At 58.2% G+C, this 13,756-nt stretch carries 14 protein-coding genes; 10 read left to right on the top strand and 4 right to left on the bottom strand.

What is annotated here, in order from left to right; all coding sequences use genetic code 11:
- Positions 1 to 447: 447 nt before the first annotated feature.
- From L9059_RS29605 to L9059_RS29590, 4 genes are all read left to right on the top strand, one after another.
- Entirely contained in the window at positions 448 to 2,052 is a 1,605-nt protein-coding gene (locus tag L9059_RS29605) for a tetratricopeptide repeat-containing response regulator (protein WP_247295002.1), read from the top strand.
- Positions 2,049 to 2,741: a sensor histidine kinase gene (locus L9059_RS29600; protein ID WP_247294995.1), complete on the top strand. Its 693-nt coding sequence runs from the start codon at positions 2,049 to 2,051 to the stop codon at positions 2,739 to 2,741. The genes L9059_RS29605 and L9059_RS29600 overlap by 4 nt, the downstream gene beginning before the upstream one ends.
- Positions 2,742 to 2,939: 198 nt before the next feature.
- Positions 2,940 to 4,181 carry a glutamine synthetase family protein gene (locus L9059_RS29595; protein ID WP_247294999.1) on the top strand — a complete coding sequence of 414 codons (1,242 nt, stop codon included), beginning with the start codon at positions 2,940 to 2,942 and terminating at the stop codon, positions 4,179 to 4,181.
- A 70-nt stretch (positions 4,182 to 4,251) separates the two neighbouring features.
- Entirely contained in the window at positions 4,252 to 5,637 is a 1,386-nt protein-coding gene (locus L9059_RS29590) for an MFS transporter (RefSeq protein ID WP_247294992.1), read from the top strand.
- A 78-nt stretch (positions 5,638 to 5,715) separates the two neighbouring features.
- Here the strand turns inward: L9059_RS29590 and L9059_RS29585 are convergent, their stop codons facing one another.
- The 4 genes from L9059_RS29585 to flgA all read right to left on the bottom strand — a co-directional run bounded on the left by L9059_RS29585 (position 5,716) and on the right by flgA (position 8,336).
- Positions 5,716 to 6,462, bottom strand: a complete 747-nt coding sequence (locus L9059_RS29585) for a flagellar brake protein (protein ID WP_247294989.1) — start codon at positions 6,460 to 6,462, stop codon at positions 5,716 to 5,718.
- Between the two features lie 92 nt (positions 6,463 to 6,554).
- Complete coding sequence (locus tag L9059_RS29580) at positions 6,555 to 7,022, bottom strand: flagella synthesis protein FlgN (RefSeq protein WP_247294986.1); 468 nt, start codon at positions 7,020 to 7,022, stop codon at positions 6,555 to 6,557.
- A 48-nt stretch (positions 7,023 to 7,070) separates the two neighbouring features.
- Complete coding sequence (gene flgM, locus L9059_RS29575; protein WP_247294983.1) at positions 7,071 to 7,397, bottom strand: flagellar biosynthesis anti-sigma factor FlgM; 327 nt, start codon at positions 7,395 to 7,397, stop codon at positions 7,071 to 7,073.
- Between the two features lie 177 nt (positions 7,398 to 7,574).
- Entirely contained in the window at positions 7,575 to 8,336 is a 762-nt protein-coding gene (flgA, locus tag L9059_RS29570; protein ID WP_247294980.1) for a flagellar basal body P-ring formation chaperone FlgA, read from the bottom strand.
- An 84-nt stretch (positions 8,337 to 8,420) separates the two neighbouring features.
- Between flgA and L9059_RS29565 the strand changes: the two genes are divergently transcribed.
- The 6 genes from L9059_RS29565 (at position 8,421) to flgE (ending at position 13,470) form a co-directional block, all read left to right on the top strand.
- A complete protein-coding gene (locus L9059_RS29565) occupies positions 8,421 to 9,353 on the top strand; it encodes a chemotaxis protein CheV (protein WP_247294977.1) in 933 nt (310 codons plus the stop codon).
- Between the two features lie 46 nt (positions 9,354 to 9,399).
- Positions 9,400 to 10,227, top strand: coding sequence for a protein-glutamate O-methyltransferase CheR (gene cheR, locus L9059_RS29560; protein ID WP_045061805.1), 828 nt, complete (start codon positions 9,400 to 9,402; stop codon positions 10,225 to 10,227).
- A gap of 293 nt (positions 10,228 to 10,520) precedes the next feature.
- On the top strand, positions 10,521 to 10,928 hold the full coding sequence (gene flgB / locus L9059_RS29555; protein WP_247294974.1) for a flagellar basal body rod protein FlgB: 408 nt from the start codon (positions 10,521 to 10,523) through the stop codon (positions 10,926 to 10,928).
- A 3-nt stretch (positions 10,929 to 10,931) separates the two neighbouring features.
- A complete protein-coding gene (flgC, locus tag L9059_RS29550) occupies positions 10,932 to 11,375 on the top strand; it encodes a flagellar basal body rod protein FlgC (RefSeq protein WP_247294954.1) in 444 nt (147 codons plus the stop codon).
- 15 nt (positions 11,376 to 11,390) lie between these two features.
- A complete protein-coding gene (flgD, locus tag L9059_RS29545; RefSeq protein ID WP_247294951.1) occupies positions 11,391 to 12,116 on the top strand; it encodes a flagellar hook assembly protein FlgD in 726 nt (241 codons plus the stop codon).
- Between the two features lie 31 nt (positions 12,117 to 12,147).
- Positions 12,148 to 13,470 (top strand): flagellar hook protein FlgE, encoded by a 1,323-nt coding sequence (gene flgE, locus L9059_RS29540; RefSeq protein WP_247294950.1) that lies wholly within the window; start codon positions 12,148 to 12,150, stop codon positions 13,468 to 13,470.
- Positions 13,471 to 13,756: the final 286 nt, after the last annotated feature.

Genomic DNA, 13,756 nt, shown 5'->3' with positions numbered 1-13,756 from the left:
AGTGAAACGATGCATCGCCGATGGTAGTGTGGGGTTTCCCCATGTGAGAGTAGGTCATCGTCAAGATTAAATTCCAAAACCCCTATCTGCGTATGCAGGTAGGGGTTTTGTTTTTGTCCGCAGGAAAGCGCCGTCCAACTAATTGCCCAACGCCCAACGCCCAACGAGCCGGTCGACCTGGCGTAGAAGCGGGACGTTCAACGAGCGCGGGAAATCGTGGTCGACTCCCGCAAGTTTGTTGCCCCGGGCCTTGCGCGGCAATTGCGGGGGTACCGGAAGTTCGTTTAATGGACAACCGATCTCAGGGATTCAGGATAATCCTGTGTTTTGATTACACCGCTTATTTTTTACTACGCAGTTGTGCAGAGCGTCTCTCAAGAGAACATCACTTCTGGCCGATAACCCGGACGGCCAATGTCATTTTCTAAAACTGCCTGGAAATCCTCGATGCTGTCGTATCACCAAAAGCGGTTCCTGATCGTCGATGATTTCTCGGACTTCCGTAGTTCAGTCAGGTCAATGCTGCGGGAGTTGGGCATTAAGGACGTGGATACCGCTGATACTGGCGAGCAAGCCTTGCGCATGTGTTCGCAGAAGTCCTACGATTTTATTCTGCAGGACTTTCATCTGGGTGACGGCAAGAAAAACGGTCAACAGGTGCTCGAGGACTTGATGATCGAGAAGTTGATCAGTCATGAAAGTGTGTTCGTGATGGTCACGGCGGAGACCAGCCAGGCCATGGTGTTAAGCGCCCTTGAGCACGAACCCGATGCTTATCTGACCAAGCCATTCAACCGGTCCGGCCTGGCCCAGCGCCTGGAGCGACTGGTGCAACGAAAAACCTTGCTCAAGCCGATCCTGCAGGCCCTTGATCGCGGCAAACCGCTGGAGGTGCTCAACGCCTGTATTAGCCTGTGCAAGCAGGACATCCGCTACTCGCCCCTGTGCCTGCGCTATCGAGCCGATGCGTTGCGCGACCTTAACCAGAACGAGGCGCTGGAGCGTCTCTATGACAGCATCATTGCCGACCGACCGCTGCCTTGGGCCTTCGCGGGGCTGGGCAAGCTGTTGTTCAAGCGCGGCCAGATCACCCAAGCCAAGGGCGTGTACGAGAAGGCCCTGAAGGTGTTTCCGATGATGCCCGCGCTTTACGACGGCATGGCTGATGTGTTGGTGGCCGAAGGGGATACCCGAGGTGCCCAGCGAGTACTGGAAGATGCAATCCGCCTGTCGCCTCTGGCGGTTCGTCGGCAGGCGCAGTTGGGCAAGCTGGCGATGGTCAACGAGGATTTCGAGACGGCTTCGAAGGCGTATCGCCAAGCGGTGGCACAAGGTGCCCAATCACGCTTCAAGGACGCCGAGAGCAATCTCGGCCTGGCGCATGCCTTGATCAGCAAAGGCAGCGAGAAGGGGTTGGATACTCGCACCCGACTGGAGATCAACACCACGCTGAGCGCCGTAGCGAAGGACAACCCGTCCGACCCAGGTCTGCAGATCCGTGCGCGACTGATGAAGGCGACCAGCCTGTTGCTCAACGATGCCGAAACTGCCGAAAAACTCACCGAGCAAGCCATGCAGCGGCTCGATGGCATGGAGCAGTTCATGAGTGCTGAGGCGGCGTTGCTGGTGGCCAAGCAGCTGCAAATGCTCGGGCAGCCAGACGCAGGTGCGTCGATGCTCAAGAACTGCGCGGAAATCTACGGGGACGATCCGACGGTGATGAAGGGCATCGCCAAGTTGACCGATGACCCGGCCATTCTCAATTCGGGCAACCTGGCCGCAGACCTCAACCGCCAGGGGGTGCGGGTGTACAAGACCGGCAATCTGGTGGAAGCCCGGGCGGTGTTCCGCAAAGCGTTGGGGCTGCAGCCGAAAAACATCAGTATCGCGCTGAATATGGTGCAGTCATTGCTGCATGGCACCGATACCAGTGTGCCTTCCGCCGAACTCGTCGAGTGCCAGGCCTGCCTGAAAATGGTCGGCCTGATGCCCGATTCCGATCCGCGCTTCCCGCGCTACCAGAAACTGAAAATCAAGGCGTTCGGCGCATGAACCACTACGAACCGGCACTGGACTTTTCCACGGTAATTGCTTCTACCGTGCACGACATGAAGAACTCCCTGGCCATGCTGATGCAGGCCCACAGCCAATGGATGGGGCGCTTGCCGGAGGCTGCACGGCAGTCTCCGGAGCAGGGCGTGATCGAATTCGAGTTCGCCCACCTCAACGGCATGCTGGTGCAACTGTTGGGGCTGTACAAACTGGGCATCAATCAGCTGCCGTTGCAGCCGGCGTACCATGAACTGGACGATTTCATCGAGGCGCAGTTGGCCTGCCATCAGGATGTGTTCGCCAGCCGCGGCATCATAGGGAGCTTTGAAGTGGACCCATTGAGCCCCTTGGGCTTCTTCGACCGTGAGCTGATCGCCTCGGTGCTGGGCAATTGCATCAACAATGCGATTCGTTACGCTCGCCATGCGGTGCTGATCAGCGTCAGCGATGTGGCAGGGCAACTGGTAATCACGGTCAATGACGATGGCGAGGGCTACTCCCCCGAAATGATTGAGCGCCAGGCCGATTATGTTCAGGGTATCAACCACACCACCGGCAGTACCGGATTGGGCTTGTATTTCGCCGCTCGGATCGCTGCGCTGCATCAGCGTAATGGTGTGGAAGGGTGCACCGAAATCAGCAATGGCGGTCCTTTGGGTGGCGGTTTGTTCAGCCTTTACCTGCCCTGAGGTTTTTTTGCCCGGAGCTGCTTGATATTCCGAACATGCGGAGCCTATTTTGTACAGGTTGCCCTTAGCGGCTCGGACAATAACAAGGATTGCGTCATGACAACCGATGGCCAGCGCTCACTCGCACAGCGATTGACGGGCATTGATGAGATCGAATGTGTCACTCCGGATTTGAACGGCGTACCCCGTGGTAAGGTGATGACCGCCGAGGGATTTCTCGAAGGTCGCCGCCTGCAACTGGCGCGGGGGGTGATGTTGCAATGCATCATGGGAGGTTATCCGCCTGCGCGCTTTTACGGCAGTGATGACGGCGACCTGGCGCTGGTTCCGGATCCGTCACAAATCCATCGCCTGCCATGGAGCAAGCATCCGCGAGCGCTGGCCATTTGTGATGCCGATGAACTCAGTGGCGAAAGTTCGAGACTGTCGACCCGTGGCCAGCTCAAGGCGGTCATCGCTCGTTTTGCAGCCCTTGGTCTGGCACCTGTGGTGGCAACCGAGCTGGAATTTTTCGTGTTCGCGCCCAATCCTGACCCGACTCTAGGATTCCAGTCACCGACCGGCCTGGACGGTCGTCGCGAGGACGGACAGTCGGCGTTCAGCATAAGCTCCAACAACGGTCTGCGACCTTTCTTCAGCGAAGTCTACGAATGCATGGCAGCCCTTGGCCTGCCGCGCGATACGTTCATGCACGAGATGGGCGTGAGCCAGTTTGAAATCAATCTGCTGCATGGCGATCCATTGCTGCTGGCCGACCAGACTTTCCTGTTCAAGCACCTGCTCAAGGAAGTGGCGCTCAAACACGGCCTTATTGTGGTTTGCATGGCCAAACCGCTGGCGCACACCCCTGGTAGCTCGATGCATATCCATCAAAGCATCGTCGAGATCGGCAGTGGGAAAAATGTCTTCAGCGACGAGGCGGGCGAGCCGACTGCAATGTTCCGTCATTTTATCGCGGGGCAGCAGGCGGGCATGGCGGATCTCACTGCATTGTTTGCGCCGAATGTAAATTCCTACCAGCGCTTGTGCCATCCCTTCGCTTCGCCGAACAATGCCTGCTGGTCCCACGACAATCGCTCGGCAGGCTTGCGTATTCCCGCCAGTTCGCCGGTCGCCCGGCGGGTCGAAAATCGCTTGCCGGGGGCGGATGCCAACCCGTATCTGGCCATTGCCGCGAGCCTCGCGGCCGGGCTGCATGGCATCGAAAAGGAGCTGGAACCAAGCGAGCCGATCCAGGGTGAGTTCGAGGTGCCGGATAATCTTTCGTTGCCCTGTACCTTGCATGCCGCTCTCGAGCGTCTGAAACGTAGTCAATTGGCTAAGGAACTGTTTGGCGAGGAGTTCATCGAAGGCTACGTCGCTTCGAAAACCCTTGAGTTGACCAGCTTCTTTGACGAAATTACTCCATGGGAGCGTCGTGTCCTGGCCGCCCAGGCCTGACGACTCAGCGTCACCGGGCTATCTTTTCGGATAGCCCGGCACTTACTGCAAGGAGCCGCTCGGAACGCCGATGCGCCAAATCTGGAAATCCTTTCGAGCGCTTTATTTCGCCTCGCTGATGATGTTGATCGGCTCAGGCTTGTTGAGTACTTATCTGGCCCTGCGCCTGGCCGCCGACAATGTCGACAGCCTGTGGGTCGGCGCCTTGATGGCAGCCAACTATTTCGGCCTGGTGCTGGGTGGCAAGATCGGCCACCGCCTGATCGCCCGGGTCGGGCATATCAGGGCCTACGCGGCCTGTGCCGGGATCGTCGGCGCTGCGGTGCTCGGTCATGGATTGATCGACTGGCTCCCCGCCTGGCTGTTCCTGCGGGTTATTGTCGGCCTGGGCATGATGTGCCAGTACATGGTTATCGAAAGCTGGCTCAACGAGCAGGCCGAAGCCAAGCAGCGTGGCCTGGTGTTCAGCGGCTACATGATTGCCTCTTACCTGGGGCTGGTGTTGGGTCAGTTGATTCTGGTCATGCACCCGGCGCTGGGCCTGGAGCTGCTGATGCTGGTCGCCCTGTGTTTCGCCCTGTGCCTGGTGCCCGTGGCCCTGACTCGGCGGATTCACCCAGCCCCCCTGCATCCGGCCCCCATGGAGCCGCGGTTCTTTATCAAGCGGGTGCCGCAGTCATTGAGCACGGTGTTGGGTGCGGGCCTGATCGTCGGCTCGTTTTACGGCTTGGCACCGCTATATGCCTCGCAGCAGGGGCTGTCCACCGAGCAGGTGGGTCTCTTCATGGGTAGCTGCATTTTCGCCGGGCTGCTGGTGCAGTGGCCGTTGGGCTGGCTGTCCGATCGCTATGACCGGGCACTGTTGATCCGCTGCTTTGCGTTCAGCCTGGCGGTGGCCGCGTTGCCGCTGGCAATCCTCAAGCAAGTGCCGTTGGAGGTGCTATTCATCGCCGGGTTCTTCTGCTCGCTGGTGCAGTTCTGCCTCTACCCGTTGGCCGTGGCCTTCTCCAATGATCACGTCGAAGGTGATCGCCGGGTGTCCCTGACCGCGATGCTGCTGGTGACCTATGGCGTTGGCGCCAGCATTGGTCCATTGGTGGCGGGGGTCTTGATGAAGCTGTTCGGCAGCCAAATGCTTTACGCGTTCTTCAGCTTCTTCGCGCTGGTGCTGGTGTGGCGCATCCGCCCGAAAGCGGTGACCAACCTGCACCAGGTGGACGACGCGCCGCTGCATCACGTGGCAATGCCGGACAGCATGTCGAGTTCGCCATTGGTGGCGGCTCTCGATCCGCGGGTGGATGAGCAAGTTGTGCAAGACCAGATGCAGAATCCGGTTACACCTGAGCCCGACCCGGAACCAGAGCCAGAGCCAGAGCCCAAGCCTGAAACCGATGAACCCGCAGCCGATGACCCGAATGAAGGACGTGAACAGAGCTTTACCGAGGCGCGTCCTTAATTTGGGCATACACACAGCAGTCGCATAAAAAAACGGGCAGTCACCGCAAGGGGCTGCCCGTTTTTATTGTTGCCTGTATTAGAGGTCGTCTTTATCGAATCGCCGGGCTTCGCGCTGAAGCTGATAGACGAAGCGCTCGACCTGGCGCTGCACCAGACCGCTCATATTGTGAAAGCGCACGCCGGCAAAGGTGGTGGAAATCTTCTCTTCGAAATGCAAGTAACGCAGTTCCACCGGGGCGATCATTTTGCCAAAGGGCAGGGCAGCCGCGAACCGGTCGTAGACCTGGCCCAGTTGCAGGCTGCTGGTGATGTCGCCGTCGAAACGCAATTTGCAGCCGGTGGCGGAGATGTCCAGCAGCTTGCCCTTGATCGACGCCTTGAGCTTTTCACCGTCCAGTTCGACGTCCACCAGTTGCGCCAGTTTTAAAGCGGCGCGGAAGGCGTTTCGGCGCTGGTGATAAACCACTTCATCCGGCAGGGGGCCGTGATAGCAGCGGCTGCCAGCGGACTCGTCGATGGTCAGCGCGCCGTTGCTTTCCCAGGCGATTCGCACGCCGTCGTGAAAGCCTTCGACCTTGAACGGTTCGCCGGCCAACAGGAAACGCTCGCCGTCACGGGGTATCATTTCGTCCAGGACAATGGTGCCGGTGTCACGGTCGATACCCACCAGATAACTCTGGAAACGTTGGGTACGCTCGTGGAACGTGATGATCAGCGGGTCGTGGCTGTCTTGCAGCTGGCGTAGGGTGCCGGAGATCTCAAGGGGCGTGGTGAGCACCTTGGGTGGCTGCGGAGCATCTTCCGCGCTTGAGGCATTGAACACGGTTCATCAATCTCCAGACAAAATTTGACAGCGGCTAGCCAGCATTTTGCCAGCATGTTTCTCGTCTTGATAGTGCGGGCTCGTCGCCAGGTTCAAGCCTGACTGAGGGGACCCCGTTTCGCCAGGGTGGAGGTTGAACCGCGCGCGTCGTAAAGCGCTGGTGTGTCGCCGCCGTGAAGGATTTTCAGCTGGGTGGCTGTGGCGGCCTGTTGCATCATGATGGACCGGCCGTTGTGTACGTTGGCGTCCTGACACTGGGCCAGGAGGTCGGTCAGCACATCACTTTGCGACAACAATCGGTCGCCAATGCTCGACTGGCCTGCCAATTGCTCCAGCCCCTGACGATTGAGCGGCAAGTTGAGGCTGGCAAGGATTTCGCTGCGCTTGCGACCATGCTGTTCCAGCAAGATGATCAGTGCCTGCTTGCGCGCCAGAATGTCTTCGAGCAGTCGCATGTCGCGACCATGCAAGGCGAGGGACTCGGTTTGCAATAACTCGAGCAATTGTTGCGCTGGCGCAAAGTCGTCGATGATCAGTTGCAGTAAATGGGTATCGTGCATGGCTGGCCTTGGGTTTTAAGCGTCCAAAAGCCTGGCGCAGGCCGGGGCCTAGCGCTGGGCTTCGAAGTTGAGCAGTTTGCTGGCTACGCGGTTGCTGTCGACTTTATAGCTGCCATCGGCAATCGCTGCTTTCAACTCGGCCACGCGGGCTTTGTCGACTTCAGGCTGATCGCGCAGCTTTTCAGTGACCTTCTGCAACTGCTGGGCCTCATTGCTGAGATGTACCGACTCCCCGCTTTTAACGGTCGTGGCTTCCGGTGCTGGGGTATTCAGCGGCGCAGCCTTGGCATTTTCGGCCGCTTCCTTGCTGGCGCTGGTACGTGTACTGCCCGTAAGTGACGGAGAGCTATTTAATCGATTGAAATCGATGACCATGATAAAAAACCTCTGGGTATTTGGACGCTTGCCATGTTTTCGGCCATACCCAAGAAAACTTTAGGCTCATTTACCAATGAGCTTGCGCGCGTCAGCGCTGGCCCTGCACGCCCTAGTTTAGGGAACAGTCGCAGGGTACGCCATCTCTTCAAGAGGCTGCTTGACCGGCCGGGCGTCCTACATGGCGACTTCCACCTGACCGGGCGCGATCACCTGCGCCTTGATGACTCGCTGGGAGTTGAGGTTCTTCACTCGAATCTGCTCGCGCAGCCCGCCATTGGACAGCGCTTCGCCGGGCATGCGCACACTGAGCGTACCGCTGCGGGCGGTGATCACCACCTGGTCACCTTTGCTGATCACTTGCGCCTGCTCGATGTTCACCAGGGTGACCAACTGATCGGCGACCATTGGTCGGGTCAGTTTCTGTCCGATCGCCTGGTCCAGGGCGGTCAGGTAGCCCTGGTTGATCAGGCTGATGTCGCGCTCGCGCAGCATCACGTCTTCAGGTTCGATCACCCCGAGGCGTCGCAGCGGTCGAGAGGCTGTCACGACCTCACGAAACAGGCGGACCTGCGCCGGCACGAAGACGGTCCACGGCGAGGCGCCTTCACAACGAACCTTGACCGTGACGCGCCCCAGGGGCCGGGCCGGGCTTTCAAGGCTGGCTGTCAATTCCCTGTCGCACATCGGCAGGCGCAGGCGCGGGTCAAGTTGATTGACCTCGATTTCATAACGCCCCTCGGTTTGACTGGTCGCCAGATAGTCTTCTACGGTGAATTCAAGAAACCCCTGGGTCACGCCGATAAGCATGTCAGGCAAGGTAACCGAGTCGGCAAGGGCAGGGCTGCCAGCGTTGAATAGGCAGGCGGCCGCTGTGGCGCACAGTAATGTGCGCAAATGTACGGTCAGGCGTCGGAAAAATGTCGGTTCTGTGCTCATAAGAGTTAAAAAGCAAGCGCCGTGCCGTTTAGCAATGAATGTGCGTCGCAACACACTTAAGCGTTGGTGTTAAGGAGTCTGGGCATGGCTGGTGTAATGGATTCGGTAAACCAGCGCACGCAACTGGTAGGGCAGAATCGCCTGGAGCTGTTGTTGTTCCGTCTCGACGGCCAGCAGCTCTACGGGATCAACGTATTCAAGGTTCGTGAGGTGCTGCAATGCCCCAAACTGACCCTGATGCCCAAATCCAATCCTGTCGTGTGCGGTGTAGCAAGTATTCGGGGGGCAACCATTCCGATTCTCGATCTGGCGATGGCGACCGGTGCCGGTCGGTTGCTGGATCAAAGCAATCCCTTTGTGATCATCACGGAGTACAACACCAAGACCCAGGGTTTCCTGGTGCGCTCGGTGGAGCGCATCGTCAACATGAACTGGGAGGAGATTCATCCGCCACCCAAGGGCACCGGCCGCGATCATTACCTGACGGCTGTGACCCGGGTCGACAATCAGTTAGTCGAAATCATCGACGTGGAGAAAATTCTTGCGGAAGTAGCGCCCACGCCGGAAGCGATTTCCGTTGGTGTGGTGGATGTCGAGACCCAGCACAAGGCGCTGTCTTTGCGGGTGCTGACGGTCGATGACTCGTCCGTGGCACGCAAGCAGGTTTCCCGTTGTCTACAAACGATCGGCGTCGAAGTGGTGGCGTTGAACGACGGTCGGCAAGCCTTGGATTACCTGCGAAAGCTGGTCGATGAAGGGAAAAAGCCGGAAGAAGAGTTCCTGATGATGATTTCCGACATCGAGATGCCGGAAATGGACGGGTATACCCTGACCGCCGAGATCCGCAGCGATCCACGCATGCAAAAGCTTCATATCATCCTGCATACTTCGTTGTCGGGTGTGTTCAATCAGGCGATGGTCAAGAAAGTCGGTGCCGATGACTTCCTGGCCAAATTCCGCCCTGATGACCTGGCATCCCGGGTAGTCGACCGGATCAAAGCAGCAGATATCAGCTAGGGGCCTTTTGCTCCTGGCGATCAATACGAGTTAAGAGGCGGCACCATTGTCTACGGGTAATTTGGATTTCGAACAGTTCCGGGTATTCCTGGAAAAAGCCTGTGGCATTTTGCTCGGTGAAAACAAGCAGTATCTGGTGTCCAGCCGCCTCAATAAATTGATGGAGCAGCAAGGCATCAAGTCCCTGGGTGAGCTGGTCCAGCGCATCCAGACCCAGCCGCGCAGTGGTTTGCGCGAAATGGTGGTGGACGCCATGACGACCAACGAAACCTTGTGGTTTCGTGACACTTATCCGTTTGAAGTGCTGAAGAACAAGGTGCTGCCGGAAGCGATCAAGGCGGCTCCTGGTCAGCGTCTGAGGATCTGGTCGGCAGCCTGTTCATCGGGGCAGGAACCGTACTCGTTATCGATGTCGATCGACGAATTCGAGCGGGTCAATCTGGGGCAGTTGAAGATGGGTGTGCAGATCGTTGCCACCGACCTTTCCGGCACCATGCTGACCAACTGCAAGACTGGCGAGTATGACAGCTTGGCAATTGGCCGCGGCCTGTCGCCGGAACGCCTGCAGCGCTATTTCGACCCGAAAGGGCCGGGGCGCTGGGCGATCAAGGCGCCGATCAAGAGCCGTGTGGAGTTTCGCTCGTTCAATCTGCTGGACAGCTACGCGGCACTGGGCAAGTTCGACATCGTGTTCTGTCGCAATGTGCTGATCTACTTTTCCGCAGAGGTGAAGAAGGACATTCTGCTGCGGATTCACAGTACGTTGAAGCCGGGTGGGTATTTGTTCCTGGGCGCTTCCGAGGCGCTCAATGGTTTACCGGATCATTACCAGATGGTTCAGTGCAGCCCGGGGATTATTTACCAGGCGAAGTGATGCAAAGCGACAGGCATCACGCAGGAGCTGCCGAAGGCTGCGATCTTTTGATCTTGTTTTTCAAGATGAAAAGATCCTCCGAGCGCGGCCCGAGCCTGCATCAGCTCCTTCGAGGAGTGTTACGTAGTGGCAAGCGGCAGAAAAGCGGCATCAAACGGAAACCCGTTGCCGCTTTTCTGTCGTTGTCCCCCGGCCATCACCCCGCAAAGCCCCGGTTTACGGGCTTTCTTCAATTGGCACGCGGCTTGCTATGTTCAAGATACGAAAATCAGGTCTCCCGAAGGTTTCCCGACATGAGCATCAGCTTCGATAAAGCGCTCGGTATCCACGAACAGGCATTGAACTTCCGCGCCCAGCGTGCCGAAGTCCTGGCCAACAACATCGCCAACGCCGACACCCCGAACTACAAGGCGCGGGACCTGGACTTCTCCAAAGTGCTCTCCGAGCAGAGCGAGAAAACCAAGGGCGGCGGGTTTGCGATGAACATGACCAATAGCCGGCATATCGAGGCTCAGGGCCTGGGCAATGGCGACGAGTCGCTGTTGTACCGCACGCCGATGCAACCATCGATTGATCAGAACACCGTGGACGCCCAGCTCGAACAGTCGAACTACGCGCAAAACTCGGTCAACTTCCAGGCCAGTTTCACCCTGCTCAATAGCAAATTCAAAGGGCTGATCTCAGCCTTGCGTGGAGAATAAGTCATGTCCCTGTCCAGTGTTTTCAATATCGCCGGTAGCGGCATGAGTGCCCAGACCACTCGCCTGAACACCGTCGCCAGTAACATTGCCAACGCCGAGACCGTATCGTCCAGCCTTGACCAAACCTACCGCGCACGGCATCCGGTATTTGCCACCATGTTCCAGGGCGCGCAGAGCGGCGGCAGCGGTTCCTTGTTCCAGAACCAGGACGCGGCCGGTCAGGGGGTGCAGGTGCTGGGTGTGGTCGAGGACCAGAGCAACCTCGAAGCCCGCTACGAACCCAATCATCCGGCTGCTGACGCCAAGGGCTACGTCTACTACCCGAATGTCAACGTCGTGGAGGAAATGGCCGACATGATTTCCGCGAGTCGTTCGTTCCAGACCAATGCCGAAATGATGAACACCGCCAAAACCATGATGCAGAAGGTCCTGACGCTCGGTCAGTGATAAGGGGCGACTCAGATGAGTGTTACCGATACGACAAGCAGCTTGAGCCTCAACGACATTCTGGCCAACTCCTCCGTCAAGAACACCGCCACCACCAGTGATGGCCTGGCCTCAGCCACCGGCAGTGCTGCGGGCAAGAAGGCCTTGGGCAAGGATGCGTTCCTGCAATTGCTGGTAACCCAACTGAAGAACCAGAACCCGCTCGAGCCACAGAACAACGGCGAGTTCGTCGCCCAGTTGGCGCAGTTCAGCAGCCTGGAAGGCATTACCACGCTCAACGATACCGTGAGCGGCATTGCCGGCAACTACAACTCATCCCAGGCGCTGCAGGCTTCGTCGTTGGTGGGTCGTTCGGTGATTGCCCCGGGCGACAAGGCTGTGGTCGATACCTCCAAGAGCATGACTGGCACTGTGGCCATTCCGACGTCTGTGCCGGCCGCCACGCTGAAAATTACCGACAAGGACGGCACGGTCGTGCGCAGCATCGACATGGGCAGCCAGGTCGCCGGCAATGCGAGCTTCATCTGGGACGGCAAGGATAACGCCGGCACAACAGTCGAGGCGGGCACCTACACCTTTGCGGCGACTGCCACCATCGATAGTCAGGCGGTTTCGCTGGTCACCAACCTGCCGGCCACGGTTAACAGCGTGACCATCAGCCAGACCGGCGGCGAGTTGATGCTCAACCTGGCGGGCCTGGGCAGCATCGCCCTGTCCAAAGTACAAACTATTGGTATGTAAAGCCGACTAACCCGGCATAAAGGAGTGAAACATGTCTTTCAATATCGGCCTTAGCGGTCTCTTTGCAGCCAACAAACAACTGGACGTGACCGGCAACAACATCGCCAACGTCGCGACCACAGGCTTCAAGTCGTCCCGTGCGGAATTCGAAGATGTCTACTCGGCGACCAAGCTGGGTTCCGGGAGCAAGACCGTGGGTAGCGGCGTACGCCTGGCCAACGTGTCCCAGCAATTCACCCAGGGTGACATCACCAACACCGGCAACGTGCTGGACATGGGCATCAACGGCTCCGGTTTCTTCGTGCTGAACGACAGCGGTTCGTTGTCCTACACCCGAGCCGGTACGTTCAAGGTCGACAGCGAAGGTTACGTGACCAATACCGATGGTACTGCGCGTCTGCAAGGCTATGGTGTGGATGCCAATGGCAAGATCCAGAACGGCATGTTGGCCGACCTGCGCATCGACACTTCCAACCTGGCACCGAAGACCACCGACGCGGTCTCGTCCACGATCAACCTGAACTCCACGGACAAGGTGATCGACCAGACGATCGCCACGAACATTTTCGATCCGACCAAGACTGAAACCTACAGCAAGAAATTTAACACTCCGATCTACGACAGCCAGGGCAACCAGCACACCATGGAGCAATTCATGGTCAAGACCGGTCCCAACACCTGGGACAACTACACCCTGATAGATGGCCGTAACATGGACGGCAGCCTGTCCACTCCGGTGCCATCGACCCTGAGTTTCGATTCCGCAGGCAAGCTGACCCAAATCAGCACGCCGGTGACTCCGCCGACCAACCCGCCGACTTCCACCATCAGCAATGACCTGAAGGTGACCAACTGGGTGCCGGGTACCGTAACCGACGGAGTCTGGACGGCCAACGGCGCCGCCGCCAACCCGGATGGCATGACTATCGCCATGGGTAACACTACGCAATTCAATGCCGACACTGCGCGTTCGATTCCAGTACAGAATGGTTATGCGACCGGCCAGATTACCAACCTGAGCATCGACGGCAGCGGCGTATTGCTGGCCAACTTCAGCAACTACCAGACCAAGCCGATCGGTCAGATTTCCCTGGCCAGCTTCGCCAACGAACAAGGCTTGCAGGCAGTAGGCGGCACCAGTTGGAAAGAGACCTACTCGTCGGGTATCCCGGGCTACGATTCGCCGGAAACTGGCAGCCTGGGGACGATCCGCTCCAACTCCCTGGAAGAGTCCAACGTCAACGTGACCAACGAACTGGTCGACTTGATCAAGGCACAGAGCAACTATCAGGCGAACGCCAAGACCATCTCGACCCAGAGCACTTTGATGCAGACCATCATTCAGATGACTTAATGATTGGCTGAAACCGCTGCACCAAGAGCCCTTCGGAAGAGGGGCTTTTTTTATTGGTGCGCCAGGCATGGCGCATTGCGCGCAAGCGCAACCAGCTTGGCTGTGGTGGCCACGCTGGTGACTTGGAGGTGAAAGTCCTCTACACACCCGGCAAGGGGGAGTGTTAGCCAGAGGCAAGGGTGTCGCGGGTGACCGCGAATCTGAAGGAAGCCCGAGGCAAAATGCTGGCCTGACGAACAGGAAGCGGATAGAGGCGGTGTAGCGGGGTAAGAAGGCCAATATCTTC

It is taken from the genome of Pseudomonas violetae, assembly GCF_023072615.1.
GTDB lineage: Bacteria > Pseudomonadota > Gammaproteobacteria > Pseudomonadales > Pseudomonadaceae > Aquipseudomonas > Aquipseudomonas violetae.
Note: the sequence above shows the minus strand (reverse complement) of the source record. Positions and strands in the feature narration are given on the sequence as shown.

Excerpts from the sequence above, each read along its gene's own strand:
- flgM (WP_247294983.1), bottom strand. The coding sequence starts at position 7,397 with ATGGTCATCGATTTCAATCGATTAAATAGCTCTCCGTCACTTACGGGC.
- flgA (WP_247294980.1), bottom strand. The coding sequence starts at position 8,336 with ATGAGCACAGAACCGACATTTTTCCGACGCCTGACCGTACATTTGCGC.
- L9059_RS29600 (WP_247294995.1), top strand. The coding sequence starts at position 2,049 with ATGAACCACTACGAACCGGCACTGGACTTTTCCACGGTAATTGCTTCT.
- L9059_RS29580 (WP_247294986.1), bottom strand. The coding sequence starts at position 7,022 with ATGCACGATACCCATTTACTGCAACTGATCATCGACGACTTTGCGCCA.
- flgC (WP_247294954.1), top strand. The coding sequence starts at position 10,932 with ATGTCCCTGTCCAGTGTTTTCAATATCGCCGGTAGCGGCATGAGTGCC.
- flgB (WP_247294974.1), top strand. The coding sequence starts at position 10,521 with ATGAGCATCAGCTTCGATAAAGCGCTCGGTATCCACGAACAGGCATTG.
- L9059_RS29595 (WP_247294999.1), top strand. The coding sequence starts at position 2,940 with ATGACCGCCGAGGGATTTCTCGAAGGTCGCCGCCTGCAACTGGCGCGG.
- L9059_RS29565 (WP_247294977.1), top strand. The coding sequence starts at position 8,421 with ATGGCTGGTGTAATGGATTCGGTAAACCAGCGCACGCAACTGGTAGGG.
- L9059_RS29605 (WP_247295002.1), top strand. The coding sequence starts at position 448 with ATGCTGTCGTATCACCAAAAGCGGTTCCTGATCGTCGATGATTTCTCG.
- flgD (WP_247294951.1), top strand. The coding sequence starts at position 11,391 with ATGAGTGTTACCGATACGACAAGCAGCTTGAGCCTCAACGACATTCTG.
- flgE (WP_247294950.1), top strand. The coding sequence starts at position 12,148 with ATGTCTTTCAATATCGGCCTTAGCGGTCTCTTTGCAGCCAACAAACAA.
- L9059_RS29590 (WP_247294992.1), top strand. The coding sequence starts at position 4,252 with ATGCGCCAAATCTGGAAATCCTTTCGAGCGCTTTATTTCGCCTCGCTG.